This window comes from Caulobacter sp. CCG-8 (assembly GCF_037402475.1).
GTDB lineage: Bacteria > Pseudomonadota > Alphaproteobacteria > Caulobacterales > Caulobacteraceae > Caulobacter.
This window is the reverse complement of record NZ_JBBEUD010000001.1, coordinates 267,176-292,530: the sequence shown is the minus strand read 5'-3', so window position 1 is coordinate 292,530 and position 25,355 is coordinate 267,176. Positions and strand designations below refer to the sequence as shown.

The 25,355-nt window shown below is 68.6% G+C and carries 29 protein-coding genes; 21 read left to right on the top strand and 8 right to left on the bottom strand.

Annotation, left to right across the window (positions count from 1 at the left end; all coding sequences use genetic code 11):
* Positions 1-80: 80 nt before the first annotated feature.
* Positions 81-935, top strand: coding sequence for an NAD(P)-dependent oxidoreductase (locus tag WAE60_RS01185; RefSeq protein ID WP_337684479.1), 855 nt, complete (start codon positions 81-83; stop codon positions 933-935).
* 727 nt (positions 936-1,662) lie between these two features.
* On the opposite strand, the gene WAE60_RS01180 is transcribed toward WAE60_RS01185, so the two are convergent.
* Positions 1,663-1,920: a hypothetical protein gene (locus tag WAE60_RS01180; RefSeq protein WP_029915243.1), complete on the bottom strand. Its 258-nt coding sequence runs from the start codon at positions 1,918-1,920 to the stop codon at positions 1,663-1,665.
* Between the two features lie 140 nt (positions 1,921-2,060).
* On the opposite strand from WAE60_RS01180, the gene WAE60_RS01175 reads away from it, so the two are divergent.
* A complete protein-coding gene (locus tag WAE60_RS01175; RefSeq protein ID WP_337684476.1) occupies positions 2,061-2,303 on the top strand; it encodes a hypothetical protein in 243 nt (80 codons plus the stop codon).
* A gap of 110 nt (positions 2,304-2,413) precedes the next feature.
* Here the strand turns inward: WAE60_RS01175 and WAE60_RS01170 are convergent, their stop codons facing one another.
* Both WAE60_RS01170 and hemB read right to left on the bottom strand, forming a co-directional pair.
* Entirely contained in the window at positions 2,414-2,803 is a 390-nt protein-coding gene (locus WAE60_RS01170) for an NUDIX domain-containing protein (protein ID WP_337684475.1), read from the bottom strand.
* A 33-nt stretch (positions 2,804-2,836) separates the two neighbouring features.
* Complete coding sequence (gene hemB, locus WAE60_RS01165) at positions 2,837-3,838, bottom strand: porphobilinogen synthase (protein ID WP_029915238.1); 1,002 nt, start codon at positions 3,836-3,838, stop codon at positions 2,837-2,839.
* A gap of 118 nt (positions 3,839-3,956) precedes the next feature.
* Between hemB and WAE60_RS01160 the strand changes: the two genes are divergently transcribed.
* Positions 3,957-4,988, top strand: coding sequence for a proline iminopeptidase-family hydrolase (locus WAE60_RS01160; protein ID WP_197026731.1), 1,032 nt, complete (start codon positions 3,957-3,959; stop codon positions 4,986-4,988).
* 6 nt (positions 4,989-4,994) lie between these two features.
* On the opposite strand, the gene WAE60_RS01155 is transcribed toward WAE60_RS01160, so the two are convergent.
* Positions 4,995-5,435: a DUF2147 domain-containing protein gene (locus WAE60_RS01155; protein WP_029915236.1), complete on the bottom strand. Its 441-nt coding sequence runs from the start codon at positions 5,433-5,435 to the stop codon at positions 4,995-4,997.
* 207 nt (positions 5,436-5,642) lie between these two features.
* Between WAE60_RS01155 and WAE60_RS01150 the strand changes: the two genes are divergently transcribed.
* The 8 genes from WAE60_RS01150 (at position 5,643) to hemA (ending at position 12,874) form a co-directional block, all read left to right on the top strand.
* Positions 5,643-6,782: an isobutyryl-CoA dehydrogenase gene (locus WAE60_RS01150; protein WP_337684473.1), complete on the top strand. Its 1,140-nt coding sequence runs from the start codon at positions 5,643-5,645 to the stop codon at positions 6,780-6,782.
* Positions 6,779-7,075 carry a hypothetical protein gene (locus WAE60_RS01145; protein ID WP_337684472.1) on the top strand — a complete coding sequence of 99 codons (297 nt, stop codon included), beginning with the start codon at positions 6,779-6,781 and terminating at the stop codon, positions 7,073-7,075. The genes WAE60_RS01150 and WAE60_RS01145 overlap by 4 nt, the downstream gene beginning before the upstream one ends.
* An 86-nt stretch (positions 7,076-7,161) precedes the next feature.
* Positions 7,162-7,755 carry a histidine phosphatase family protein gene (locus WAE60_RS01140; protein ID WP_337684471.1) on the top strand — a complete coding sequence of 198 codons (594 nt, stop codon included), beginning with the start codon at positions 7,162-7,164 and terminating at the stop codon, positions 7,753-7,755.
* Positions 7,756-7,769: 14 nt separating this feature from the next.
* Complete coding sequence (locus WAE60_RS01135; protein ID WP_337684470.1) at positions 7,770-8,822, top strand: enoyl-CoA hydratase/isomerase family protein; 1,053 nt, start codon at positions 7,770-7,772, stop codon at positions 8,820-8,822.
* A 56-nt stretch (positions 8,823-8,878) separates the two neighbouring features.
* A complete protein-coding gene (locus WAE60_RS01130; RefSeq protein WP_029915230.1) occupies positions 8,879-9,685 on the top strand; it encodes a class I SAM-dependent methyltransferase in 807 nt (268 codons plus the stop codon).
* Positions 9,682-10,512, top strand: a complete 831-nt coding sequence (locus WAE60_RS01125; protein ID WP_337684469.1) for a hypothetical protein — start codon at positions 9,682-9,684, stop codon at positions 10,510-10,512. The genes WAE60_RS01130 and WAE60_RS01125 overlap by 4 nt, the downstream gene beginning before the upstream one ends.
* Positions 10,513-10,524: 12 nt before the next feature.
* On the top strand, positions 10,525-11,451 hold the full coding sequence (mmsB, locus tag WAE60_RS01120) for a 3-hydroxyisobutyrate dehydrogenase (RefSeq protein WP_304413049.1): 927 nt from the start codon (positions 10,525-10,527) through the stop codon (positions 11,449-11,451).
* A gap of 196 nt (positions 11,452-11,647) precedes the next feature.
* Entirely contained in the window at positions 11,648-12,874 is a 1,227-nt protein-coding gene (gene hemA / locus WAE60_RS01115; protein WP_029915224.1) for a 5-aminolevulinate synthase, read from the top strand.
* Positions 12,875-12,907: 33 nt separating this feature from the next.
* Here the strand turns inward: hemA and WAE60_RS01110 are convergent, their stop codons facing one another.
* Entirely contained in the window at positions 12,908-13,345 is a 438-nt protein-coding gene (locus WAE60_RS01110; RefSeq protein WP_029915221.1) for a MucR family transcriptional regulator, read from the bottom strand.
* A 203-nt stretch (positions 13,346-13,548) separates the two neighbouring features.
* Between WAE60_RS01110 and glyA the strand changes: the two genes are divergently transcribed.
* The 7 genes from glyA to WAE60_RS01075 all read left to right on the top strand — a co-directional run bounded on the left by glyA (position 13,549) and on the right by WAE60_RS01075 (position 20,467).
* Positions 13,549-14,853: a serine hydroxymethyltransferase gene (gene glyA / locus WAE60_RS01105; protein WP_029915219.1), complete on the top strand. Its 1,305-nt coding sequence runs from the start codon at positions 13,549-13,551 to the stop codon at positions 14,851-14,853.
* 32 nt (positions 14,854-14,885) lie between these two features.
* A complete protein-coding gene (gene nrdR, locus WAE60_RS01100; protein ID WP_029915218.1) occupies positions 14,886-15,359 on the top strand; it encodes a transcriptional regulator NrdR in 474 nt (157 codons plus the stop codon).
* A gap of 148 nt (positions 15,360-15,507) precedes the next feature.
* Entirely contained in the window at positions 15,508-15,972 is a 465-nt protein-coding gene (locus WAE60_RS01095; RefSeq protein ID WP_029915215.1) for a 6,7-dimethyl-8-ribityllumazine synthase, read from the top strand.
* On the top strand, positions 15,969-16,430 hold the full coding sequence (gene nusB, locus WAE60_RS01090) for a transcription antitermination factor NusB (protein WP_029915214.1): 462 nt from the start codon (positions 15,969-15,971) through the stop codon (positions 16,428-16,430). The genes WAE60_RS01095 and nusB overlap by 4 nt, the downstream gene beginning before the upstream one ends.
* Positions 16,339-17,487, top strand: coding sequence for a thiamine-phosphate kinase (gene thiL / locus WAE60_RS01085; protein WP_337684465.1), 1,149 nt, complete (start codon positions 16,339-16,341; stop codon positions 17,485-17,487). Before nusB ends, thiL begins: the two co-directional genes overlap by 92 nt.
* A gap of 44 nt (positions 17,488-17,531) precedes the next feature.
* Positions 17,532-18,062, top strand: coding sequence for a hypothetical protein (locus tag WAE60_RS01080; protein ID WP_337684464.1), 531 nt, complete (start codon positions 17,532-17,534; stop codon positions 18,060-18,062).
* Positions 18,063-18,328: 266 nt separating this feature from the next.
* Positions 18,329-20,467 carry a sodium-translocating pyrophosphatase gene (locus WAE60_RS01075; RefSeq protein WP_337684462.1) on the top strand — a complete coding sequence of 713 codons (2,139 nt, stop codon included), beginning with the start codon at positions 18,329-18,331 and terminating at the stop codon, positions 20,465-20,467.
* Positions 20,468-20,547: 80 nt separating this feature from the next.
* Here the strand turns inward: WAE60_RS01075 and WAE60_RS01070 are convergent, their stop codons facing one another.
* A complete protein-coding gene (locus WAE60_RS01070) occupies positions 20,548-20,880 on the bottom strand; it encodes a hypothetical protein (RefSeq protein WP_029915206.1) in 333 nt (110 codons plus the stop codon).
* 213 nt (positions 20,881-21,093) lie between these two features.
* On the opposite strand from WAE60_RS01070, the gene WAE60_RS01065 reads away from it, so the two are divergent.
* Entirely contained in the window at positions 21,094-22,878 is a 1,785-nt protein-coding gene (locus tag WAE60_RS01065; protein ID WP_337684459.1) for an SLC13 family permease, read from the top strand.
* Between the two features lie 6 nt (positions 22,879-22,884).
* On the opposite strand, the gene WAE60_RS01060 is transcribed toward WAE60_RS01065, so the two are convergent.
* Positions 22,885-23,457 (bottom strand): response regulator, encoded by a 573-nt coding sequence (locus tag WAE60_RS01060; RefSeq protein WP_156035833.1) that lies wholly within the window; start codon positions 23,455-23,457, stop codon positions 22,885-22,887.
* A gap of 166 nt (positions 23,458-23,623) precedes the next feature.
* A complete protein-coding gene (locus tag WAE60_RS01055) occupies positions 23,624-24,109 on the bottom strand; it encodes an outer membrane protein assembly factor BamE (protein WP_029915199.1) in 486 nt (161 codons plus the stop codon).
* A gap of 120 nt (positions 24,110-24,229) precedes the next feature.
* Between WAE60_RS01055 and WAE60_RS01050 the strand changes: the two genes are divergently transcribed.
* Complete coding sequence (locus WAE60_RS01050; protein ID WP_029915197.1) at positions 24,230-24,760, top strand: ubiquinol-cytochrome C chaperone family protein; 531 nt, start codon at positions 24,230-24,232, stop codon at positions 24,758-24,760.
* Positions 24,745-25,302: a DUF177 domain-containing protein gene (locus tag WAE60_RS01045; RefSeq protein WP_029915195.1), complete on the top strand. Its 558-nt coding sequence runs from the start codon at positions 24,745-24,747 to the stop codon at positions 25,300-25,302. The genes WAE60_RS01050 and WAE60_RS01045 overlap by 16 nt, the downstream gene beginning before the upstream one ends.
* Positions 25,303-25,355 lie beyond the last annotated feature (53 nt).

Sequence of the window (25,355 nt, the reverse complement as noted above, 5' to 3'; positions counted from 1 at the left end):
TGAGGGGCGGACGTTAAAATGCCGTTGCGATCCGGCCCGCGAAGGGCGATGTCGGGCCTCTTCCAAGAGGAGTTTCCGACATGAAGACGGCGTTCATCGGCCTGGGCGTGATGGGTTTCCCGATGGCGGGCCATCTGAAGGCCGCCGGCCACGAGGTCACCGTCTTCAACCGCACGCCCGAAAAGGCCGCGCGCTGGGTCGAAAAGCACGGCGGCGCGTCCAAGCCGACGATCGCCGAGACGGTAGCGGGGGCCGAGCTGGTCTGCCTGTGCGTCGGCAACGACGACGACGTCCGCGGCGTGGTGGCGCAGGTGCTGCCGGCCATCGCGGAAGGCGGGGTGATCGTCGACCACACCACCACCTCGGCCACGGTGGCCCGCGAGATGGACGCCGCCGCCCGGGCCGTGGGCCGCTGGTTCGTCGACGCCCCGGTGTCGGGCGGCCAGGCGGGCGCCGAGAACGGCCAGCTGACGATCATGGCCGGCGGCGACGCGGACGCCTACGCTCGCGTCGAGCCCGTCCTGATGGCCTACGCCAAGGCCATCCGCCCGATGGGGCCCTCGGGCGCGGGCCAGCTGACCAAGATGTGCAACCAGATCGCCATCGCCGGCGTGGTCCAGGGCGTGGCCGAGGCCCTGCACTTCGCCAAGCGCGCCGGTCTGCCCACCGACGACGTCCTGGCGGCCATCTCCAAGGGCGCGGCCCAATCTTGGCAGATGGAGAACCGCTGGAAGACCATGTCGGAGGGCAAGTTCGACTTCGGCTTCGCGGTCGACTGGATGCGCAAGGACCTGGGGATCGCCCTGGCCGAGGCGGGCGTGAACGGGGCCAGGCTGGAGGCCACGGCGATGATCGACGGCTTCTACGGCGAGGTTCAGGCGATGGGCGGGAACCGTTGGGACACCTCCAGTCTGGTGGCGCGGTTGGAGAAGTAGGGGGGTTTTCTGCTCCTCGATGCGGCGCCCACTTGCCCCCTACGGACCGCTTCGCGGTCATAGGGGGAAGAGCCCTCCGGCTGGCGCGGCGCGAAGGCTCCGCCCCCTACGGGGGCGGACAGGCGGCGAAGCCGCCAGGTGGGGGCAAGTGAGTGAGCCACGGCTTTTCGGCCTCACGCCTTCGCTGTGAGTTGGAAAGGGACGCGGAGCGCCGGACACCGTCCGGAAGAAATTAGAGAATACCGTTTCGACGAAGACCGATCGCTCCGCGCGGTCGTTATCCGGAAGCGCGACGGCGCCGAGTTCTATTGGAACCTCGCCGCCTTGAAGCCTCCGGCGGGCGGGCTGGAGCAACGATCCCCAGTCCCGGACCGCGAGCGTCTCACCGCTCGCCTGCTGCTCAACCGGCCCCCATCCAACGCTGTATCCGTGTTCCGAGCCCAGCCGGCACCAGATGGATGGGGTTTGATCCTTTCGGACCGCCGAAGGAGCTTCCCGCTCGATCGCCCCCCGCCGCCGCATCGGTCGCTGGCCATGCGCCCTTTCCCGCGTCGAGGTGGAGCCATTATGCGGCCGCCGGGAAACCCTGCGGGGAATAACGATTAGCGCCGCGATATCAGCGGGTTGTCCGCCGCGGTGACGGGGACACGCACTCGCACGTGTCCCCAACCGCTTGGCTCGGTGCGAAACCTGGGGACACACCCAAGGACATGTCCCCGTCGGTGACCTACCGCCCCTCGATCCACAGGTTCAGCGGCTGCTTCTCCTCGCGGCGGACCAGGATGGCGTGGCCGATCGCGAACACCACGATCCCGATGATCAGGCCGCCCCAGAAGCCGGCGGGGCTGGCGAACCACAGGGTCAGGGTCGAGATGGTGGTGGCCAGGCCCAGCATGCACCATCGCAGGAGGATGCTGAATCCGTGATAGGTCTGCTCGTGGGCGAGCAGTTCGGGTTTTCCGGTGTCGTTGAAATCGGCGTCCATGCGTCACCTCCGCTTGTCGTTGAGGTTCGGACCGGGCCGTCGTACGCGGCCTCGGGCCGAACACTAGGAACACCCTAAGCCCGTTCCCGGTTTCGCGCGAGGGCGGTTGCGGCGGGTCGAAGCGTCGCCATATCCAACCGATGGGAACCTTGCAGGCCACGCTCGTCCTGACCGCCTTCGGCGCCGCCGTGATCCTGCTCTGCGTCTGGGGCGTCCTGGCGCTGCGTCGCTCCAAGCGGTCGCTGGCCCCGGTGGCGGGCATGCTGATGCTGCTGGGCGCCTTCTTCAGCGCCGATCCGCCGCCGCCCCCGAGGTCGGAGACGATCGCCCGGGACGACGCCGACGAGGACGCCGCGGGCGATCCCGACGAACTGGAAGACTAGCGGAGCGCGGTTTCACCGCCGGATTATTGCTTTTTGATCCGCTCATCCCGGCGAACGCCGGGATGAGCGGGTGGAAGGAATGATGATGGCCGAGAGGTGTGAGCGCCGCACTAGGCCGCCAGCCGCGCCAGCACCACCCGCATCAGCGGGGCCAGCACGATGTCGCCCGGCGCGGCCGGGTCGATCCAGGCCAGCTCCTCGATCTCGGCCCGGGCGGCGATCTCGCCCTCGACCCTGGCCAGATACGTCGCCGCGCGCACCGTGAAGCCGGGCTCGTTGGCGGCCGGCGCCTCGAAGGCGCCCAGCAGGGTCGCCGAGACCAGTCGGGCGCCGATCTCCTCGCCCAGCTCGCGGGCCAGGGCGGTCAGGTCGTCCTCGCCGGGCTCGCGCTTGCCCCCCGGCTTCATGAAGATCGCCGTGCCGCGCTTGCGCACCACCAGCATGCGGCCGGCCTCGTCGCGGATCACGGCGGTGACGATGTCGATGCTGGGCTGGGTCATGCGGCCAGCTTAGCGACGGCGGCGAGTCGCGTCCTAGCCCAGCTTCTCAGCCGCCCAGGGCGCGAAATAGGTGATGATCCCGGCGGCGCCGGCGCGCTTGAAGGCGGTCAGGCTCTCCATCACGGCGCGGTCGTGGTCGATCCAGCCGTTCTGGGCGGCGGCCTTGATCATCGCGTACTCGCCCGACACCTGGAAGGCGTAGGTGGGCATGCGGAACTCGTCGACCAGGCGGCGCAGGATGTCGAGATAGGGCATGCCCGGCTTGACCATGACCATGTCGGCGCCCTCGGCGATGTCGAGCGCCACCTCGCGGAGGGCCTCCTCGGTGTTGGCCGGGTCCATCTGGTAGGTCTTCTTGTCGCCCTGGCCGGCGCTGAGCTTGGCCGAGCCGATGGCGTCGCGGTACGGGCCGTAGAAGGCCGAGGCGTACTTGGCGGCGTAGGACATGATCATCGTGTCCTGGAAGTTGGCGCCCTCCAGAGCCGCGCGCAGCTTGCCGATGCGGCCGTCCATCATGTCGGACGGGGCCAGGATGTCGGCGCCGGCCTCCGCCTGCATCAGGCCCTGTTCGATCAGGCGCTCGATCGTCGGGTCGTTGAGGATCCTGCCGCCCTCGACCACGCCGTCGTGGCCGTGGTCCGTGAAGGGGTCCAGGGCCACGTCGCACATGATGCCGACCTCGGGGGCGGCGTCCTTCATGGCCTTGACCGCGCGGGGGATCACGCCGTCCGGGTCGGACGCGATCGAGCCGGCGGCGTCCTTCCGCGACCCGTCGATGTGCGGGAAGATGGCGATGGCGGGGATGCCCAGATCGCGGGCCCGCACGGCGGCCTTGGCGGCCTCCTTGACCGACAGGCGCTCGACGCCCGGCATCGAGGCGACCGGGACCACGCCTTCGCCCTCGTGCACCACCATCGACCAGATCAGGTCGGACGGCTCCAGCGTGGTCTCGCGGACCAGGCGGCGGGTCCAGTCGGCCTGACGCAGGCGGCGCAGGCGGGTGGCGGGGTAGGGGGCGAGCGGGGGCGTGGTCATGGGGCGAGGTTTCGCGCGCCAGGTGGCGCGAGGCAAGGCGGTTGGTTGCTTAAGGGCGCTTGCCCCGCCCCGCGATCTCGCCAATGGTCGCGCCAGGGCTGAATCGAAGAGGCGGACCATGAAGCGGTTTGTGTTGGCGATGGCGTTCCTGGCGACCTCCCTTTTCGCGACCTCCTTTTTCGCAACGGCGGCCCTGGCGCGACAGGCGCCCCCGGCCAGCTACTACGACGTCAAGGCGCCCGACGCCTGGTCGGGCGGGGTGAAGATGGTCGACATCGACACCCCCTCGGGCAAGTTCCGGGTCTGGACCAAGCGGGTCGGCTCCAACCCGAAGCTGAAGGTGCTGCTGTTGCACGGCGGCCCGGGCGCGACGCACGACTATTTCGAGCCCTTCGACAGCTACTTCCCGGCCCAGGGCATCGAGTACATCTATTACGACCAGCTGGGTTCGGGGCGCTCGGACAAGCCCACCGACACCAAGCTGTGGACCATCGACCGCTTCGTCGATGAGGTGGAGCAGGTGCGCAAGGCGCTGAACCTGGGTCCGGAGAACTTCTGCGTGCTGGGCCACAGCTGGGGCGGCGTGCTGGCGATCGAGTACGCGCTGAAACACCAGGCCAACCTCAAGTGCGTGGTCATCTCGAACATGATGGCCTCGATCCCGGCCTACAACGATTACGCCGAGAAGGTGCTGATGCCGGAGATGGACCAGGCCCAGCTGGCCAAGGTCAAGGCGCTGGAGGCGGCGGGCAAGACGTCGGACCCGGATTACATGGGCACGCTGATCCCGATGCACTACGAGAAGCACATCCTGCGCCGTCCGGCCGACCAGTGGCCCGAGCCCGTGACCTATGCGTTCGGCCAGTTGAACGGCGAGCTCTACACCCTGATCCAGGGACCCAGCGAGCTGGGCGCCAGCGGTCTGCTGGAAAAGTGGGACCGCTTCGACGACCTGAAGCGGATCACCGTGCCGACCCTGGTGATCGGGGCCCGGTACGACACCATGGACCCGGCCTATATGGAGAAGATGTCCAAGCAACTGCCCAAGGGCCAATACCTGTACCTGGCCAACGGCAGCCACCTGGCGATGTACGACGACCAGGCGAATTACTTCGCCGGGCTGACCGCGTTCCTCAGGAAGCAGGAATAGCCGGGCTTACGGCGCGTAGCTGGCGGGGCCGTCGTTCTTGGCGGTGACGGCGTCGATGCGGTGCCAGGTCTGCGACTTGCACAGCAGGCCGCCCAGGACGCAGCCCTTGGCCTTCATGGTGCGGGCGTCGACGAACTCGGCGGTGCCGGTCAGGGTGACCTTCAGCGTCGGCACATAGACCTTGCCGCGCATGCTGCCGTGGCCGGTGGGCTCGAAGTCGCGCAGCAGCTGCTTGCCGACCAGGGTGTCCAGGCCGCTCTTGCGGGCGTCGGCTTCGGCCTTGGGGCTGGCGTAGACCACCGTGCCGCAGGTGCTGGACCCGCAGCTCTTGATCGCGACCCGGACATTGTCCTTGGGACCCGTCCAGACGCCCAGGTCGGCCGCCTGGACAGACGACACGCTGACAAGCGCCGCGACCGCGGCGAAAACGGCAGTGAACTTACGCATGACAGAAAGACGACGCCTCCGATAACCGCGATTTATACCGAGGACGCGGCGGTTCAAGGGCGGTGCGACATTTGGTTCCCGCTTTTCTCGCGGTGCGACATTCAAAGTCACCGAGTGAGATATGATTGACACAGTCGCCCGGGCGCGGCACGTCAGCGGCCAAGAAGGCGAGGGGATCACTCTGCCCCACTTGGGAGGATTTCGCGCATGGATTTCGCGCTCAACGACGATCAACGCGCCATCCAGGACATGGCCTCGGGCTTCGCGGCGGAACGCCTTGCCCCGCATTCCGCCGAGTGGGACGAGAAGAAGCACTTTCCGGTCGACGTGCTGCGCGAGGCGGCGGGCCTGGGCTTCGCCGGCATCTACGTCCAGGACGACGTCGGCGGCAGCGGGCTGTCGCGCCTGGACGCCTCGATCATCTTCGAGGCCCTCAGCTATGGCGACGTGCCCACGGCGGCCTATCTGACGATCCACAACATGGCCTCGTGGATGATCGACCGGTTCGGCTCGGACGAGCTGCGCAACCGGTACCTGCCGCGCCTGACCACCATGGAGCTGATCGCCAGCTACTGCCTGACCGAGCCGGGCTCGGGCTCGGACGCGGCGGCCATGCGCACCACGGCCAGGCTGGACGGCGACCACTACGTGCTGAACGGCGGCAAGGCCTTCATCTCGGGCGGCGGCGTCTCGGACGTCTATGTCGTCATGGCGCGGACCGGGGGCGAGGGCGCCAAGGGCGTCTCGGCCTTCGTGGTCGAGAAGGGGACGCCGGGGCTCAGCTTCGGGGCCAACGAGCGCAAGATGGGCTGGAATTCGCAGCCGACGGCGGCCGTGAACTTCGACGACTGCCGCGTGCCGGTCGCCAACCGCATCGGCGGGGAGGGCGAGGGCTTCCGCTTCGCCATGATGGGCCTGGACGGCGGGCGGCTGAACATCGCCTCGTGCTCGCTGGGCGGCGCGGCCTTCGCCCTGGACACCGCCAAGGCCTATCTCGAGAGCCGCAAGCAGTTCGGCAAGCCGCTGAAGGACTTCCAGGCCCTGCAGTTCAAGCTGGCCGACATGGCCACCGAGCTGGAGGCCGCCCGCCTGATGGTGCGCCGCGCCGCCCACGCGCTGGACAACAAGGATCCCCAGGCCACCAAGCTGTGCGCCATGGCCAAGCGCTTCGCCACCGACGCCGGCTTCCAGGTGGCCAACGACGCCTTGCAGCTGCACGGCGGCTACGGCTACCTGCAGGACTATCCGCTGGAGCGCATCGTCCGCGACCTGCGGGTGCACCAGATCCTGGAAGGGACTAACGAGATCATGCGCGTCATCATCGCCCGCGAGATGTTCCGCCAGTGAGCGAGGAGGAGCCGCCGGAGTTCGACGAGGAGGACGGTCCGCCTCTAGAGGCCGGCGTCGCCTGCGAGCGCACCTACCAAATCCTGTTGGATGGCGTGGCGAAACCGCTCCTCTGCCGTTGGTTCGTACCCGAGCCTTGGGGTTCGAGCTGGCTGTGCCGCATCACGATCACGATGGTGGACGGACGGGTTCGGCGCCTGAAGACGGGCGGGGTCGATTCAACCCAGGCGCTGATCCTGGCTCTGCAGCGGGTCTCAGCGGAACTCCTGGACGGGGACGTACCGGCCTATTGATTCGATGAAGACGACGATCTCGGCCTGCCTTACATGGACCTCGTCGCGGATGACGTCGCCGCTCGCAAAGCCAGGTTCGAGGCCAAATGATCTATCTCTGCCGCCACGGTCAGACGTTCCACAACCGGGAAGGCCGCATGCAGGGCCAGACTGAGTCCGACCTCACCCCGCTGGGCCGCGCCCAGGCCGGGGCGATGGGCGAGCTGCTGGCCTCGCTGATCGAGCGGCCGGCCGAGTGGCGTATCGTCGCCAGCCCGCTGCGCCGGGCGCGCGACACCGCCGAGACGATCGCCGCCCGCCTGGGCCTGCCGGTCGCGTTCGAGGACCGCCTGATGGAGGTCAGCGTCGGCGACTGGTCCAACCGCCTGCGCGACGACGTGAAACGCGAGAACCCGGCCCTGCTGTCCGACCCGGAGTGGGCGTTCAGGTCGCCGGGCGGCGAGACCTATGACGACATCATGGGCCGCGTCTCCGGCTGGCTGGCCGAGCAGCCGCCCGAGCCCGAGCGCAGGCTGATCGTGGTCAGCCACGGCATCGCCGGCTGGATGCTGCGCGGCGCCTACGCCGGCCTGCCGCGCGAAGAGGTCGTCGCCCTGGACACGCCGCAGAACGCCATCTTCCGCCTGAGCGGCGGCGCGATCGAGCGCCTCGCCTGCGACCCCGTCGCCGAACCCGCCTAGAGTCACGGACCGCCATGAACGACCAGCCCGAAGTCCTTGTCCGTGTTGAGAAAAACGTCGGGCGCATCACGCTGAACCGGCCCCAGGCGCTGCACGCCCTGACCCAGAACATGTGCGAGCTGATGATCGCCGCCCTGCTGGACTGGCAGGACGATCCGGAGGTCTACATGGTCATGATCGACCATGCGGGCGAGCGCGGCTTCTGCGCCGGCGGCGATATCCGCATGCTGGCCCACAGTGGCGCGGGCGACGCGGTCGAGGCGCGGGCCTTCTTCCACACCGAGTACCAGCTGAACCACCTGCTGTTCACCTACGACACGCCCGTGGTCGCCATCCTCGACGGTGTGGTGATGGGCGGCGGGGTCGGGATCTCGATGCCGGCCCACTTCCGGATCGCCACCGAGCGCACGACCTTCGCCATGCCCGAGACCGGCATCGGCCTGTTCCCGGACGTCGGCGGCGGTTGGTACCTGCCGCGCCTGCCGGGCAAGGCGGGGCTGTGGTTGGCCCTGACCGGGGCGCGGATCAAGGGCGCGGACTGCATGCGCCTGGGCGTCGCCACCCATTTCGTCGAGTTCGGCGCCGTCGAGGGCCTGAAGAAGGCCATCGTCGCCGACCCGCGCCGCATTGAAGAGACGCTGAAGAAGTACCGCGCCGACGCCGGCAAGGCCTCGCTGGTCGGCTTCGAGCAGGACCTCAACCGCCTGTTCGTCGGCGACAGCGTCGAGCAGATCTTCGAATTCCTGGAGGCCGACAGCAGCGACTGGGGCAAGGCCCAGCTGGAGGTCATGAAGACCAAGTCGCCCCAGACCCTGAAGGTGGCCTTCCGCCAGCTGGAGGCCGGGGCGGCGATGACCGACTTCGCCCACAACATGGCCATGGAGTACCGGATCGGCTCGCGCGTCGTGCGCCGCCACGATTTCATCGAGGGCGTCCGGGCCGTGATCATCGACAAGGACAATGCGCCCCGCTGGGACCCGGCCACGCTTGAAGACGTCACCGACGCCATGCTGGATGATATTTTCGCGCCGCTGCCCAGCGATCAGGAATGGTCGCCGCTGACGTAGCGTGAATGCTGCGCTAGCTTGGGGGCAATCAAGAAGACGTCGTCGGAAGGAATACCATGCGTAAGCCGTTACTCAGCCTCGTCGCCGTGCTCGCCCTCGCGGGCTGCGCCACGACTCCCATGGGTCCGATGGCGCCGCCGCCGCCTCCGCCCGCCGACGCGCCCGCCGCGATCCCGGCCAACATCGCCGCGGCCCTGTCCGACCCGAACCGTCCGGCCGCCGACATGGTCCGCGACGAGAACCGCCTGCCGGGCCAGACCCTGTCGTTCGCCGGCGTCAAGCCGGGCGCCAAGGTGGCCGACCTGATCCCGGGCGGCGGCTACTTCACCCGCATCCTGTCCAAGGCCGTGGGGCCCAAGGGCCACGTCTACGCCTATGTGCCCGACGAACTGACCAAGCTGGCCAAGCGCGAGCCGGCCGTGAAGGCCATCGCCGCCGATCCGGCCTACAAGAACGTGTCGGTGATCCTCAACACCCTGCCCAACTTCGCCGCGCCGGAGAAGCTGGACCTGGTGTTCACGGCCCAGAACTACCACGACATGCACGACAAGTTCATGGGCCCGGCCGACCTGTCGGTGGTCAACCGCCAGGTCTTCAAGGCCCTGAAGCCGGGCGGCGTCTACCTGGTGCTGGACCACTCGGCCGAGCCCGGCTCGGGCCTGCGCGACACCGAGACCCTGCACCGGATCGACGCCGAGGCCGTCAAGCAGGAGGTCACCGCCGCCGGCTTCATCTTCGAGGGCGAAAGCCGCGTGCTGCGCGACCCGTCCGACACCCGCAAGCTCAGCGTCTTCGACCCGTCGATCCGCGGCAAGACCGACCAGTTCATCTACAAGTTCCGCAAGCCGGCCGGGGCGCGATGAGCAAACCCTCCTGGCGGCGCGGCGCGAGGATTGTCGCGCTGCTGGGAGGCGCCCTCGCGCTGACGATCCTGACCCAGGTCGGGGGCGTGGCGCTGCTCCTGACGGCCTGGCTGGCCCGCCTGCGTCGCTGGCCGGTCTGGCTGTCGGTTCTGGGGTTCGTCGCGGTCTACGGCGTGGTCAGCTTCGTGGTCGTCCCCCCGCTGGCCGAGATCGGCGGCCGCGTGCGGCTGTCCTGCGTGGCGGGACCCGGTCGCCCCTACGCGGCGGTCAATCCGGGGCTCTGCGTCCTCAACAGGAACTATGCGACCCCCGAGACCGACGCGCTGGTCGCGGCCCTGGCGACCCATATGGCGGATCGCTATCCGGGCACGATCACGCGCTTCCTCGACGCCGGCTTTCCGTTCTTCGACGGCTTTCCGCTGATGCCGCACCTGTCCCATCGCGACGGGCGCAAGGTGGACCTGGCCTACTACTATCGCGAGGCGGACGGGCGGCGGGTGCTGGACGGCGCGGCCGGCCCGATCGGCTATTGGGCGTATGAGGCGCCGGGCGCCGACGAGGCGCGGCCCTGCGCCCACGCCAAGCAGCCGAACCTGCGCTGGGATTTCGCGGCGCTGCAGTCGCGGGTGACCCGCCGGGCCGACCCCGAACGGATGAGCGCCGCCCTGGCCTGGCTGACCACCGAGGGGCGCGCCCATGGCCTTCGCAAGGTCTTGATCGAACCCCATCTGAAGCAGCGATGGGCTCCGGGTGTGGACATGGTCCGCTTCCAGGGCTGTCGGGCGGCGCGCCACGACGACCACCTGCATCTCGAACTGTCGAAATAACGAAAAGGCCGAATGGCCGAGCGTAACCGGAGGAGACCTCACATGACCCGCATCGCCTTCATCGGCCTGGGCAACATGGGCGGCGGCATGGCCGCCAACCAGGCCAAGGCCCAGCACCACGTCAGCGCCTTCGACCTGTCGGCGGCGGCGCTTGAGAAGGCCGTGGCGGCCGGCTGCCACGCGGCGGGATCCGTGGCCGAGGCGGTCAAGGACGCCGAGGTCGTGATCACCATGCTGCCCGCCGGGCCGCACGTGCGCGGCGTCTATGGCGAGCAGGTCCTGGCCCATGCGCCCAAATCGGCCCTGCTGATCGACTGCTCCACCATCGACGTCGACAGCGCCCGGGCCGTGGCGGGGCAGGCGAGGGCGGCGGGCTTCCGCTTCGCCGACGCGCCCGTCTCCGGCGGGATCATGGCCGCCGAGGCCGGGACCCTGGCCTTCATGGTCGGCTGCGACGCGGCCGATTTCGCGCAGGTCGAGGCGGCGCTGGCCCCGATGTCGCGGGTGACCATCCACGCGGGCGACCACGGGGCGGGGCAGGCGGCCAAGATCTGCAACAACATGCTGCTGGGAATCTCGATGCTGGGGACCTGCGAGGCCTTCGCCCTGGCCGAGAAGCTGGGCCTGGCCGCCGACCGGTTCTTCGAGATCGCCAGCAAGTCGTCGGGCCAGTGCTGGTCGGTCTCGACCTACTGTCCGGTCCCGGGCGTGGGGCCCTCGACCCCGGCCGATCGCGGCTACGAGGGCGGCTTCGCCACGGCCATGATGCTCAAGGACCTGAAGCTGGCCCAGGAGGCCGCCGCCAAGTCCGGCGCCTCAACCCCTATGGGCGCCCAGGCCGAGGCGCTGTACGCCCTCTTCGACGGCAACGGATTCGGCGGCAAGGACTTCTCGGCGGTGCTGCAACTTCTGCGCGGAAAAATTGCCGACCTTCATTGACACAGCCTTGGCGAGAGTTCTCTCTAGCGAAGCTGTCCGTTCGCGAAGGCGACGCGTCGATTGGCGTCATTTGTGACGGCCAATATCTATCGGTAGGTATACGCCCTTATGTGGACAGGGCGCGTCGCTGGTGCGAAAAGCCGAGCCTTGAGAAGGGACCGATAGGACTCGTCAAAGTCCGTCGGGTGAAGTGACCATGGACTACAAAGCCGCGTTCCAGACCGCTGTGGACCAGATCCGCGAAGAGGGCCGCTATCGGGTGTTCGCCGATGTGAAGCGCCATCGCGGCGCCTTCCCGCGAGCCACCTGGACCCGTCCGGACGGCGGCGAGAGCGAGATCGTGGTCTGGTGCTCGAACGACTATCTGGGCCAGGGCCAGAACCCCGTGGTGCTGGACGCCATGCACGCGGCGATCGACAACCACGGCTCGGGCTCGGGCGGCACGCGCAACATCTCGGGCACCAACCATCACCACGTCGAGCTGGAGGCCGAGCTGGCCGACCTGCACGGCAAGGAAGCGGCCCTGCTGTTCACCTCGGGCTACGTGTCCAACGAGGCCAGCCTGTCGGCGCTGCAGAAGATCCTGCCGGGCCTGATCATCTTCTCCGACGCCCAGAACCACGCCTCGATGATCGCCGGCATCCGCAACGGCGGCTGCCAGCGGCACATCTTCCGCCACAACGACCTGGCGCACCTCGAGGAACTGCTGATCGCCGCGCCGGCCGACGCGCCCAAGCTGATCGCGTTCGAAAGCGTCTATTCGATGGACGGCGACATCGCCGACATGGCCGGCACGGTGGCCCTGGCCAAGAAGTACGGCGCCATGACCTATCTGGACGAGGTCCACGCGGTCGGCATGTACGGTCCGCGCGGCGGCGGCGTCGCCGAGCGTGACGGCCTGATGGACCAGATCGACATCATCGAAGGCACCCTGGGCAAGGCGTTCGGGGTGATGGGCGGCTACATCACCGGCGACGCCGTGGTGATCGACGCCATCCGACTGGTCGCCTCGGGCTTCATCTTCACCACCTCGCTGCCGCCGGCCCTGACCGCCGGGGCCCTGGCCAGCGTGAAGTACCTGAAGCAGCACCCGGAGGTCCGCGAGGCCCACCAGGAGCGCGCCAAGACCCTGAAGGCGATGTTCAAGGCCGCCGGCCTGCCGGTGATGGAGAACGACAGCCACATCGTGCCGGTGCTGGTGGGCGACCCCGTGCACTGCAAGATGATCAGCGACATGCTGCTGGCCGACCACGGCGTCTATGTGCAGCCGATCAACTATCCGACCGTCCCGCGCGGCACCGAGCGCCTGCGCTTCACCCCCACGCCGTTCCACACCGACGACATGATGCGCAAGCTGGTCGTGGCGATGGAAAAGCTGTGGGCCCACTGCAACGTCGCCCGCATGGGCGGCCACGCGGCCTAGAGGAAACGCTTCTTCTTCGAATTCCGAACGGACCTACCGCCCCCGCATCTTGCCCTTGCCCAGTCCGATGGACTTGGCGAAGTCGGACCGACGCTCGGCGTAGGCCGGGGCCACCATCGGATAGTCCCCCGGCAACGACCATTTGCGCCGATATTCCTCGGGGCTCATGTCGTAGTGGGTGCGCAGGTAGCGCTTGAGCATCTTCAGGCGCTTGCCGTCTTCCAGACAGACGATGTAGTCGCGCTGCACCGAGCGCGAGACCGGCACCGCGGGCTTGGCGCGTTCGGCCGCCGGTTCGGACGAGGTCGATCCCAGGGCCGACAGCGCGCCGTGCACCGAGCGGATCAGGTCGGGGATCGCCGTGCGGGCCACGGTGTTCTGGGCGACGTAGGCGGCCACGATGCTGGCGCTGAGGCCCAGGATGTCGACGTCCTCGTCATTGGTCGCCGCCTCGCCGTACGCCGTCGCCATACCCGTTCCGCCCTGTCTGTCGATCTGTTTGAAAGTCGCCAAAACGCCCGGCGCGCCAGGTGGTCCTGGCGCCGGCGTCTGACCAACGCTTCGGCGCGCCGCGCGGTTCCCGGATTGATCACAGCGCGAAGGGCGGTAAAGAGAGCGCGACCGAACTCCGCCCGAGTCCTTTCCTCCAATCTCCCAGCCCCAGGAGAGCGTCCATGACCGCACCGGCCAACAACATCACCGCCGACAAGAGCGCCTTTTTCGGCGCCGATCTGGCCGCCGCCGACCGCGACATCTTCGACCGGATCGGGCTGGAGCTGAACCGCCAGCAGAACCAGATCGAGCTGATCGCGTCCGAGAACATCGTCTCGCGCGCCGTGCTGGAGGCCCAGGGCTCGATCCTGACCAACAAGTACGCCGAGGGCTATCCGGGCAAGCGCTACTACGGCGGCTGCGAATACGTGGACGAGATCGAGACCATCGCCATCGAGCGGGCCAAGGCCCTGTTCGGCGCCGGCTTCGCCAACGTCCAGCCGCACTCGGGCTCGCAGGCCAACCAGTCGGTGTTCATGGCCCTGCTGCAGCCGGGCGACACCTTCCTGGGCATGGACCTGGCCGCCGGCGGCCACCTGACCCACGGCTCGCCCGCCAACCAGTCGGGCAAGTGGTTCAAGCCGGTGTCCTACACCGTGCGCCAGCAGGACCAGCTGATCGACTACGACGCCGTCGAGGAGATCGCCAAGGCCGAGAAGCCCAAGCTGATCATCGCCGGCGGCAGCGCCTACAGCCGTCAGATCGACTTCGCCAAGTTCCGTGAGATCGCCGACAGCATCGGCGCCTATCTGATGGTCGACATGGCCCACTTCGCGGGCCTGGTGGCCGGCGGCGTGTTCCCCAGCCCGATCCCGCACGCCCACGTGGTCACCACCACCACCCACAAGACCCTGCGCGGCCCGCGCGGCGGCATGGTGCTGACCAACGACGAAGCCATCATCAAGAAGGTCAATTCGGCCGTGTTCCCCGGCCTGCAGGGCGGTCCGCTGGAGCACGTCATCGCCGCCAAGGCCGTGGCCTTCGGCGAGGCGCTGCAGCCGGCCTTCAAGGCCTACGCCCAGCAGGTGATCGACAACGCCAAGGCCCTGGCCGAGGCGCTGCAGGGGCAGGGCGTCAACATCGTCTCGGGCGGCACCGACAGCCACCTGATGCTGGTGGACCTGCGTCCCAAGGGCGTGACCGGCCGCGACGCCGAGCACAGCCTCGAGCGCGCCCACATGACCTGCAACAAGAACGGCGTGCCGTTCGACACCGCGCCGTTCACCGTGACCTCGGGCATCCGCCTGGGCACGCCGGCCGGCACCACCCGCGGCTTCGGCACGGCCGAGTTCACCCGCGTCGGCCAGCTGATCGGCGAGGTCGTCAACGGCCTGGCCGCCAACGGTCCCGCCGGCAACGAAGCGGTCGAGGCCAAGGTCCGCGAGGAAGTCCTGGCCTTGACGGCCCGGTTCCCGATCTACAACTAATAGGCCCCATCTTGGTCGGGAGGGCCTAGATCATGCGTTGCCCGTTCTGCGGCCACATGGAAAGCCAGGTGAAGGACAGCCGCCCGTCGGAAGACGGCGCGGCCATCCGCCGTCGCCGGCTGTGCCCCGAGTGCGGCGGCCGCTTCACCACCTTCGAGCGGGTGCAGCTGCGCGAGCTGACCATCGTCAAGCGCTCGGGCCGGCGCTCGCCGTTCGACCGCGAGAAGCTGGTGCGCTCGATCTCGCTGGCCATGCAGAAGCGTCCGGTCGATTCCGAGCGGATCGAGCGGATGGTCAACGGCATCGTCCGCCAGCTGGAGAGCCAGGGCGAGACCGAGCTGCCGTCGTCGGCGGTGGGCGAGATGGTGATGAAGGCGCTGAAGTCTCTCGATGACGTCGCCTACGTCCGCTACGCCTCGGTCTATCGCGATTTCCGGGAAACTAGCGATTTCGCAAAGTTTCTCGGGCAGGAAGGCCTGAGCGACGTCGCCGAAGACGAACTATAGGCGCATTCTACGATTCGGTTTTCGGCGGCCTAGTCGTCACTCTACACTCGGATTCGGCGGCGAAGCCGCCGAGCGGCTACGATTGGATTTGGCGACGGCGCCGTTTGGTGCGAAGTGAGCGGTCCCGTCGAGGAGAATTCTAAGGACTATGGTGGAAGACAAGATTCGCCTGCTGATCGTGGAGGCCCGGCGTTATTCGGGGCTTTCCGACGCCTTGCTGCAAGGCGCGGCGGCGGCGATCGACGCCCAGGGCGCCGATTACGACGTGATCACCGTGTCCGAGGCGATGCAGATCCCCGCCGCCATCGCCCTGGCCGAGGAGGCCGGTCACCGGCCCGTCGGCGTGCGCTATGACGGCTTCGTGGCGCTGGGCGTCATCATGCGGGGCGAGACCTACCACTCCGAGATCATGGCCAACGAGACCGCGCGCGGCCTCAACGACCTGTCGTTCGGCAAGCGCCTGGCCATCGGCTACGGCGTGGTCAATGTCGACGAGGAAGACCAGGCCTGGACCCGCTCGCGCGCCTCGGAAGGCGATCGCGGCGGCAAGGCCGCTCAACAATGCCTGGAGATCGTGGGCTTGAAGCGTCAGCTGCTGGGGCAAGGCCGATGAGCCGCGGCGACCGCATCCAGCCGCGCTCGGTGGCCCGCCTGGCCGCCGTCCAGGCCCTGTACCAGATGGAAGTCTCCGGCGTCGGCGTCGACGCCGTCGTGCGCGAGTTCTCCGAGCACCGCTTCGACCGCGACGTCGACGGCCCCGACGGCGATCGCCTGGCCCAGGCCGACGAGACCTTCTTCGCCGAGCTGGCCAAGGGCGTCGTCGCCCATCAGGCCGCGGTCGACCAGGCCATCGTCAAGCGCCTGGCCTCGGGCTGGAAGCTGGAGCGCCTGGACGCCACCGCCCGCGCGGTGCTGCGCTCGGGGGCCTACGAGCTGATGCATCGGCCCGATGTGCCGAAAGAGGTCGTGATCGACGAATATGTCGAGATCGCCAAATCCTTCTTCGAGGGACCGGAATCCGGTTTCATCAACGGCGCCCTGGACGCCATCGCGCGTGACGCCAGAAGCTGACGACGATTGGTTCGACGAGCCGACGGCGCAGGCGCCGGCGGTCGATGACGCATGGTTCGACGAGGCCGCGACGCCCGCCGCCGCGCCGCCCGTCGACGAATTCGGCCTGATCGAGCGGCTGCTGCGGCCGCTGACCCGCGGCGACCGCGCGGCCCTGGACCTGCTGGACGACGCGGCCGTGCTGCCCTCGCGCCCCGGCTACGACCTGGTGATCACCAAGGACGCCATGGTGGCCGGCGTGCACTTCCTGGCCGGCGAGGACCTGGACGTGGTGGCCAAGCGGCTGCTGCGCACCAACCTGTCGGACCTGGCCGGCAAGGGCGCCGTGCCCTACGGCTACTTCCTGGCGGTGGGCTGGCCCTCGGGCACCACCCTGACCGATCGCGAGACCTTCGCACGCGGCCTGGCCGAGGACGGCGCCCTCTACGACATCAGCCTGCTGGGCGGCGACACGGTCACCACCTCGGGCCCGATGGTGGTCTCGGCCACCTTCCTGGGCTGGGTGCCCAGCGGCGACGCCGTGCTGCGCAAGGGCGCGCGGGTCGGCGACCGCCTGATGGTCTCGGGCACGATCGGCGACGGCTGGCTGGGCCTGCTGGCCCACTGGGGCGAGGTCGAGGACCCCGACGGCGGCCTGGTGCGCCGCTATCGCCTGCCGCCGCCGCGCCTGGCCATCCGCGACGCCCTGCGCGCCTACGCCCGCGCCGCCGCCGACGTCTCCGACGGCCTGCTGGCCGATGCGGCCCACGTGGCCAAGGCCAGCGGCCTGCGGGTCAATGTCGATCTCGACCGCCTGCCGCTGTCGCCCGGCGCCCGCCACTGGCTGGGCGCCCAGCCGGAAGCCGGCGAGGCGCGGATGTCGCTGGCCTCGGGCGGCGACGACTACGAGATCGTCTGCGCCGTCGACCCCACCGACGTGGCCGCCTTCCAGGCCGCCGCCATGGCCGCCGGCGTCCCCGTGCGCGACATCGGCGAATTCGTGGAAGGCGAGGGGATCTGCGCCCTGTTCAAGGGCAAGGACATCACGCCCGAACGCCTGGGCTGGCTGCACGGCTAAGGCCGGTAGCAAAACCTCAAGCCTTCTCGGTTAACAGGCGGAGCATGACCCGCCCTATCGCCGCCTCCCGCCGCGCCTTCCTGACCGTCTCGCTGGCCCTGCTGGCGACGCCAGCGCTCGCGCGCTCGGCCAAGAAGGAGAAGAAGGGCGGCAAGGAAGGCGAAGGCGAGGAAGCGCCCGATCCGGTGATCAAGCTGCAGTCCATGGCCCTGCCGATCATCGCCAACGGCAAGCTGGTCAACTACGTCTTCGTGCAGATGACCATCACCCTCAAGGACGGCGTGCCGACCACGGTCTTCGACGAGAAGGAGCCGGTGCTGCGCGACGCCATCGTCCGCGAGGCCCACGCCAAGCCGTTCATCCGTCCCGACAGCTACGTCGCCCTCGACGAGGGACGCCTGAAGGCCTCGGTCCTGCGCCAGGCCAACGGCCTGATCGGGCCGGGCAAGGTGGCCCTGGTGACGGTGGTCAAGCAGACGCCGCGCAACTTCATCCCGCCGCCGCCCAAGCCCGGGGCACAGACCAAACCCGCGCCCAGCGCCGCGCCGGCCGGCGACCCGAACCTGGTCCCCTAGCCGCCACGGGGCGCCAAAGGGCCGTCCGGCGGCCTCCGCGCGGCCGCGAGCTCAAGTGAACGCCGTTCCCGCAACCGGTTGACACCCGCCGGTCAACTGGCACTGTCCTGCCCTTGGCGTCGCGACGGCGCCACAGGGAGCATCGAGGGGGCAAGAGGCCATAGGCCCGCCCGCCGTGTGCGGCCGGGGGCGGTCTCTTCGATCGTGATCCTGTCGGGGCGGCGAACCCTCTCGTGATTTGAAACGCGAAAGAGGGCGACTTACCGATGAGTTCTTGGCTTTACGTGGCCATAGGGGCCGGGCTGCTGGCGGTGCTGTACGGCGCCGTGCAGACGGCGTCTCTGATGCGGGCCTCGGCCGGCAATGCGAAGATGCAGGAGATCGCCGCGGCGATCCAGGAAGGGGCCCAGGCCTATCTGAACCGCCAGTACACGACGATCGCCATCGTCGGCGTGGTGGTCATCGCCCTGCTGGGCTTCTTCTTCAAGTCGTGGGAACAGCCGGTCGGCTTCGCCCTGGGCGCGATCCTGTCGGGCGCGGCCGGTTTCGCGGGCATGCTGATCTCGGTGCGCGCCAACGTCCGCACCGCCCAGGCCAGCTCCGAGAGCCTGGCCAAGGGCCTGTCGATGGCCTTCACCTCCGGCGCCGTGACCGGCATGCTGGTGGCGGGCTTCGCCCTGATCGGCGTGGCCGGCTACTTCGCCGTGCTGCTGCAGACGGGCCATGCGGGCACCGACCGCGTGGTGGTCGACTCGCTGGTCTCGCTGGGCTTCGGCGCCAGCCTGATCTCGATCTTCGCCCGTCTGGGCGGCGGCATCTTCACCAAGGGCGCCGACGTGGGCGGCGACCTTGTGGGCAAGGTCGAGGCCGGCATCCCCGAAGACGACCCCCGCAACGCCGCGACCATCGCCGACAACGTCGGCGACAATGTCGGCGACTGCGCCGGCATGGCCGCCGACCTGTTCGAGACCTATGCGGTGACCACGGTCGCCACCATGGTCCTGGCGGCGATCTTCTTCCGCGGCACCGAAGCGGTGAGCTCGATGATGCTGCTGCCGCTGGCCATCTGCGCGGTCTGCATCGTCACCTCGATCATCGGCTCGTTCGCCGTGCGCCTGGGCAAGAAGCAGAACATCATGGGCGCCCTCTACCAGGGCCTGATCGTCACCGGCGTGCTGTCGATCCCGGCCGTGGGCTGGGTGATCTTCCAGCTCGTGCCCGAGGCCGTCATGGTCGCCGGCAAGAGCGTCAGCGCGGGCGACCTGTTCCACTGCGGTCTGGTCGGCCTGGCCGTCACGGCGGCCATCGTGGTCATCACCGAGTACTACACCGGCACCAACTTCCGCCCGGTGAAGTCGGTGGCCCAGGCCTCGGTCTCGGGTCACGGCACCAACGTGATCCAGGGGCTGGCCATGTCGCTGGAATCCACGGCCCTGCCGGCCCTGACCATCATCATCGGCATCCTGGTGACCTATAACCTGGCGGGTCTGTTCGGCATCGCCATCGCCACCACCACCATGCTGTCCCTGGCCGGCTTCATCGTCGCCCTGGACGCCTTCGGCCCCGTCACCGACAACGCCGGCGGCATCGCCGAAATGGCCGGCCTGCCGGCGGAAGTCCGCGTCACCACCGACGCCCTGGACGCCGTGGGCAACACCACCAAGGCCGTGACCAAGGGCTACGCCATCGGTTCGGCCGGTCTGGGCGCCCTGGTGCTGTTCGCCGCCTATACCGAAGACCTGAAGTTCTTCTCGGCCCACGCCGAGGCGGGCGGCTTCTTCGACGGCATGGGCCCGGTGACCTTCGACCTGTCCAACCCCTATGTCGTGGTCGGCCTGCTGTTCGGGGGGCTGCTGCCCTTCCTGTTCGGCGGCATGTCGATGACGGCCGTGGGCCGGGCGGCCGAGTCGGTCGTGGCCGAGGTGCGCCGTCAGTTCCGCGAGAACCCGGGCATCATGACCTACCAGGTCAAGCCCGAGTACGGCAAAGCGGTCGACATCCTGACCAAGGCGGCGATCCGCGAGATGATCGTGCCGTCGCTGCTGCCGGTGGTCTCGCCGGTGGTGCTGTTCTTCGTGATCCAGGCCATCGCCGGCAAGGTCGACGCGTTCGCCGCGCTGGGCGCCATGCTGATGGGCGTGATCGTCACCGGCCTGTTCGTCGCCATCTCGATGACCAGCGGCGGCGGCGCCTGGGACAACGCCAAGAAGGTGATCGAGGAAGGCTTCACCGACAAGGACGGCGTCCTGCACAAGAAGGGCGGCGACACCCACAAGGCGGCCGTCACCGGCGACACCGTCGGCGACCCCTACAAGGACACCTCGGGTCCCGCCGTGAACCCGATGATCAAGATCACCAACATCGTGGCCCTGCTGCTGCTGGCGGTCCTGGCCCACGGGATCTGATCGGTTCCAACAGCCTGACATGACGACGCCCCGGAGGTTTCCCTCCGGGGCGTTTTCAGTTCAGGGGATCGGCGCCGGCCTTAGCCGTGACGACGATAGTCCTGACGGTCGTGACGCTCGACCTGGATCTGGCGGCTCAGGCGGTCGAAGCGGGCGTCCAGGTCGGCGCGCTCGCGCATCGACAGGCCGTTCGACCGGCGATAGCTGGCTTCCAGGCGGGCGATCGAGCGGAACTCGCCGCGCAGGCGCATGGCTTCCGAGCGGGTCAGCGAGCCGTTGCGGACGCCCACGTCGATGCGGTGGTCCAGGTTGGCCTGGCGCTGGTTGATCGACTGCCAGGGCTGGGCCTGGGCGGCCAGCGGGGCGGCGGCGACGGTGGCCAGGGCGGCCAGGGCGAGAAGAGTGCGCTTCATGATGTAGTTCTCCGACGATAATCTGTCGGGCGCCCGACGCGTCCGATGGAGGCCATAAAGCGCCACCCTGGCTGAACGTTCCCAGAGGCCGTCGTTGTCTTCCGTTCATGTGGCGGGTTGTCGCGGGGGAGGGCCTTGCGCCGGTGAACGGAACGCCGGCCGGACCGTTGTCTCCCCGGGCCAAGCTTGTGGCCGCGTTTGGGGCGACGGCGCGTGACCTTGCAGCAGGGACTGTCTTTCGGCCTGATCGGCGCGACCGTGCTGTGCTTCATCTGGGGACGCTGGCGCTACGACCTGATCGCCCTGGGAGCCCTGGCGGTCGGCGTGGTGTGCGGTCTGATTCCGATCAAGTCGGCCTTCGAGGGATTTTCCAACGACATCGTCGTCATCATCGCCAGCGCCTTGGTGTTGAGCGCCGCGATCGCGCGTTCGGGCCTGGTCGACACCCTGATGGCGCCGCTGCTGCCGCATCTGAAGGACGAGCGCACCCAGGCGCCCGTGCTGGCGACCGTCACCACCCTGCTGTCGATGGCGACCAAGAACGTCGGGGCCCTGGCGCTGATGATGCCATCGGCCCTGCGCATAGCCCGCAACACCGGGGTGTCGCCCGGTCGCCTGCTGATGCCGATGTCGTTCGGTTCGCTGGTGGGCGGCCTGGCGGTGCTGGTCGGCACCTCGCCCAACATCATCGTCTCTGAAGTCCGGCAGGAGGCGCTGGGCAAGCCTTTCGCCATGTTCGACTTCATGCCGGTGGGCGGGACCCTGTCGGTGCTCGCGATCCTGTACCTCGCCTTCGCCTACCGGCTGCTGCCCAAGGGACGGGCGGCCGCGATCGATATCGACGCGGCCCTCGCGGCCAACGCCTATGTCACCGAAGTCGAGGTCCCCGAAGGCTGGAGCTATGAGCGTTCGCGGGTGGCCGACCTCCAGAAGGCCGCCGGGGAAGCGGTCGCCGTCGTGGCCGTACTGCGCGGCCGCAAGCGCATCGCCTCGCCGCACCCCAACCGCAAGCTCCTGGCCGGCGACGTGCTGCTGCTCGAGGGCCAGCAGCAGGAACTGAACGAACTGATCGTCAAGGCCAGGTTGAAGCTGACCGACGCCGACCGCCCCGTCGTGATGGACGAACCGGCCGACGAGGTTCGGGTGGTCGAGGCGGTGATCGGCGCGGAGTCCGATCTGATCGGCCAGACCGCAAGGGGTCTGACGTTGAACCAGACCTACGGCGTCAACCTGCTGGGCGTCAGCCGGGCGGGCTATCGCATGGCCGGCCGCCTTGCGACGGTCCGGATGAAGGCTGGGGACATCCTCGTGTTGCAGGGCGCCGAGCAGTTGCTGCCGAACGCCCTGCAGGCCCTGGGCTGCCTGCCGTTGGCCGAGCGCGAGGTGCGGCTGGGAGGCTTCCGCCACGCCTTGCTGCCGACCGCGATTTTGGCCGTGGCCATGTTGCTGGTGGCGTTCGGCGTGTTGCCCGTGGCCGGCGGCTTCTTCGCGGCGGCGGTCGTGGTGGTCGCCACCGGGGCTCTGCGGATGCGCGAGGCCTATGCGGCGCTGGACGCCCCGGTCCTTGTGCTCGTGGCGGCCCTGATCCCCGTCAGCGACACGGTCCAGGCCAGCGGCGGCACCGACCTGATTGCCGCCTGGCTGTCGGGCGCGTTCCACGGCCTGCCGCCGCTGCTGACGCTGACGGCGATGATGGCGGTGGCCATGGCGGCCACGCCGTTCCTGAACAACGCCGCCACGGTGCTGATCGTGGCCCCGATCGGCCTGGAACTGGCCAAGCACCTGGGCCTGAGTCCGGATCCGTTCCTGATGGCCGTGGCGGTGGGGGCGGGCTGCGACTTCCTCACCCCGGTCGGTCACCAGTGCAACACCCTGGTCCTGGGGCCGGGCGGCTATCGGTTCGGGGACTACGCGCGGCTGGGCGCGCCGCTCACCGTGCTGATCCTGCTCGTGGCGCCCGCGCTGATCGCCCTGGTCTGGCCGTTCGCGGGCCGCTGAGGCGGATCAGTAGCAGTCTTCCGGATCGAGGATCGGCTCGTCGGCGACCTGGCCGTGGGCGTCGGTGAACACCTGGGCCTTGGCGGTCTCGGCCACGCCGCGCCGCTCCTCGCCCTGATAGTCGTAGTCGATCTTGCGCCGCCGGCAGGGGCCGAAATAGGCGGCGGTGCGCACGAAGTCGCGCGGATTGTTGATCACCTCGTTCAGGCGGTGCAGCACGCCCTTGGCGGTGAGGGGCTTGGCCAGGAACTCGGTCACCCCGGCCATGCGGGCCTCGTCCAGGCTGGCGCGGGTGGCGTGGCCGGTGACCATGATGATCGGCGTGTAGGGATTGTTGCTGGCCGGCGAGGTGCGCACCCAGCGGATGAAGGCCAGGCCGTCGACCGGCTGCATCATCAGGTCGGTGAAGATGATGTCGACCTCGCGCTCGGTCACGATCTTCAGCGCCTCGACGCCATCGCTGGCGACGAAGATCTTGCGGATGCCCAACGACTTCAGGACCGTGGCGATGATCTCGCGCATCGGCTCGTTGTCGTCGATGATGAGCACCGTCAACGGGCGCAGATCAGGCGCGCTCACAGTCATTCCCCCGGAAGTCGCAGCGCCACGATACGCTGCCGCAGGCTTACTTCCGGAGATTGTATCCGTCGTCGTTTAGAAACCGTTGACGGATTGACAAATTGTCGCGGGATTTCAGCCGCTTATGCTTAACGCATCGTACGGTGAAGCTTCCGTTGGGGAAGGCCTAGCGGCGGTCCTGCGGACGGTTGCCGGGGGTGTCGTCGTCCTGCGGCAGCATGCCGCCGCGACCGACGTTGCCCAGCAGCTGTTCGAGGATCGTCATCTCGCGGCCGCGGGTCGGGGTCTCATGGCCGTTGTAGGCGATGACCTTGCCGTCCTTCAGCGTGTAGGTGTCGACCGAGGCGACCTTCTCGTCGGCCGGGTTGAACTTGATCGCCACCACGTCGCGCTTGATCACCCGGGGCTTGTAGAAGGCCACGCGGTCGGTGGTCTGCGAGATGTAGTACCAGGCGTTCTGGTCGAAGGTGGACGTGGCCGAGGGCGAGCCCAGCTTTTCCGTCACGGTCGACTTGCTGTCCTCGCCGATCTTCATGTCGGTCGGCTTGGCCTCGATGGCCTGGAACCCGGAATAGCTCGTCAGCGGCGTGCAGCCTCCGGCGACGACGGCGAGGCCGATGACGGCGGCGGCGAGAACGGCAGGACGAAACATTGAGGCTCCGGAACCTAGACAGGCTGACTTTGACCTATCGCCCGCGCGGGCTTAGTTCAATGGTCCGCGTGGATCGAACGGCTAACTAGTTCCGTGTCGCGGCGAAATCGAGGCGAAGTGATGTTTCTGGACCGGCTGCTCAAACCCAGGCCCGCCAAGGCGGCGGGGGGCAAACTCTATGCCTCGGCGGTGGCGCAGGCCCGATCGGCCGCGTTCTACGCCCGGATGGGCGTCCACGACTCGATGGAAGGCCGGTTCGAGCTGTTCACCCTGCACGTGGCCCTGCTGCTGGAGCGGCTGAAGGGCCAGGGCGAGTCGGCGGCCGAGGTCTCGCAGGAGACCTTCAACGCCTATACGCGCGGCCTGGACGACGCCTTCCGCGAGATCGGCGTGTCCGACACCGCCGTCGGCAAGAAGATGAAGAAGCTGGTCGGCGCCGCCTACGGGCGGATCAAGGCGTTCGACGAGGCGGCCAATGCCTTGCCCGACCGCTCGGTGCTGAGCGCGGCCCTGGCCCGCACGGCGTTCGAGGAGCGCGGCGAGGGCGACTTGGCCGGCCTGACGGACTATGTGGTGGCCGCGCGCGACGGCCTGGCGGCCCAGCCGCTCGAGACCCTGCTGCAAGGAGAGGCCCAATGGCCGAAGGCGTGATCGATCCCTGGCCCAGCGCCGTCTCCCTGGGACGGGTGAGCCGCGGCGGCGTCGATCTGCGATTCGAGCTGGACGAGGCCGCGCGTCGCGAGATCGCCAAGACCCTCGGCCTGGTCGCCGTGGAATCCCTGACCGCCCAGATCTTCCTGCGCCCCTGGATGGACGGCGCCGAGGTCTCGGGCCTGATCCGCGCCCGGGTGACCCAGGTGTGCGGCGTCTCGGCCGACGAGTTCGAGGAGCCGGTCGAGTCGCGGTTCAGCGTCCACGTCCTGCCGGCCGACAGCGAGTACGCGCCCCAGGACGAGGACACCGGCGGCGAGCTGGGCCTGGACCCGGAGGGCGACGATCCGCCCGACGTGCTCGAGGACGAGACCATCGACGTCACCGGCTATGTCATCGAGCACCTGGCCCTGGAGCTGGACCCGTTCCCCCGCAAGCCGGGCGCGGTGTTCCAGCAACCGCCCGAGCCCGTGGACCTTTCGCCCTTCGCGGCCCTGAAAAAGCTGAAGAGCGACCCCGAAGCCGGCGGGGAGGGGGGCTGAAATGGCCCATTCCTTCCGCTTGCGTGATATTACCGCGGCTGTATCGTCCGGCC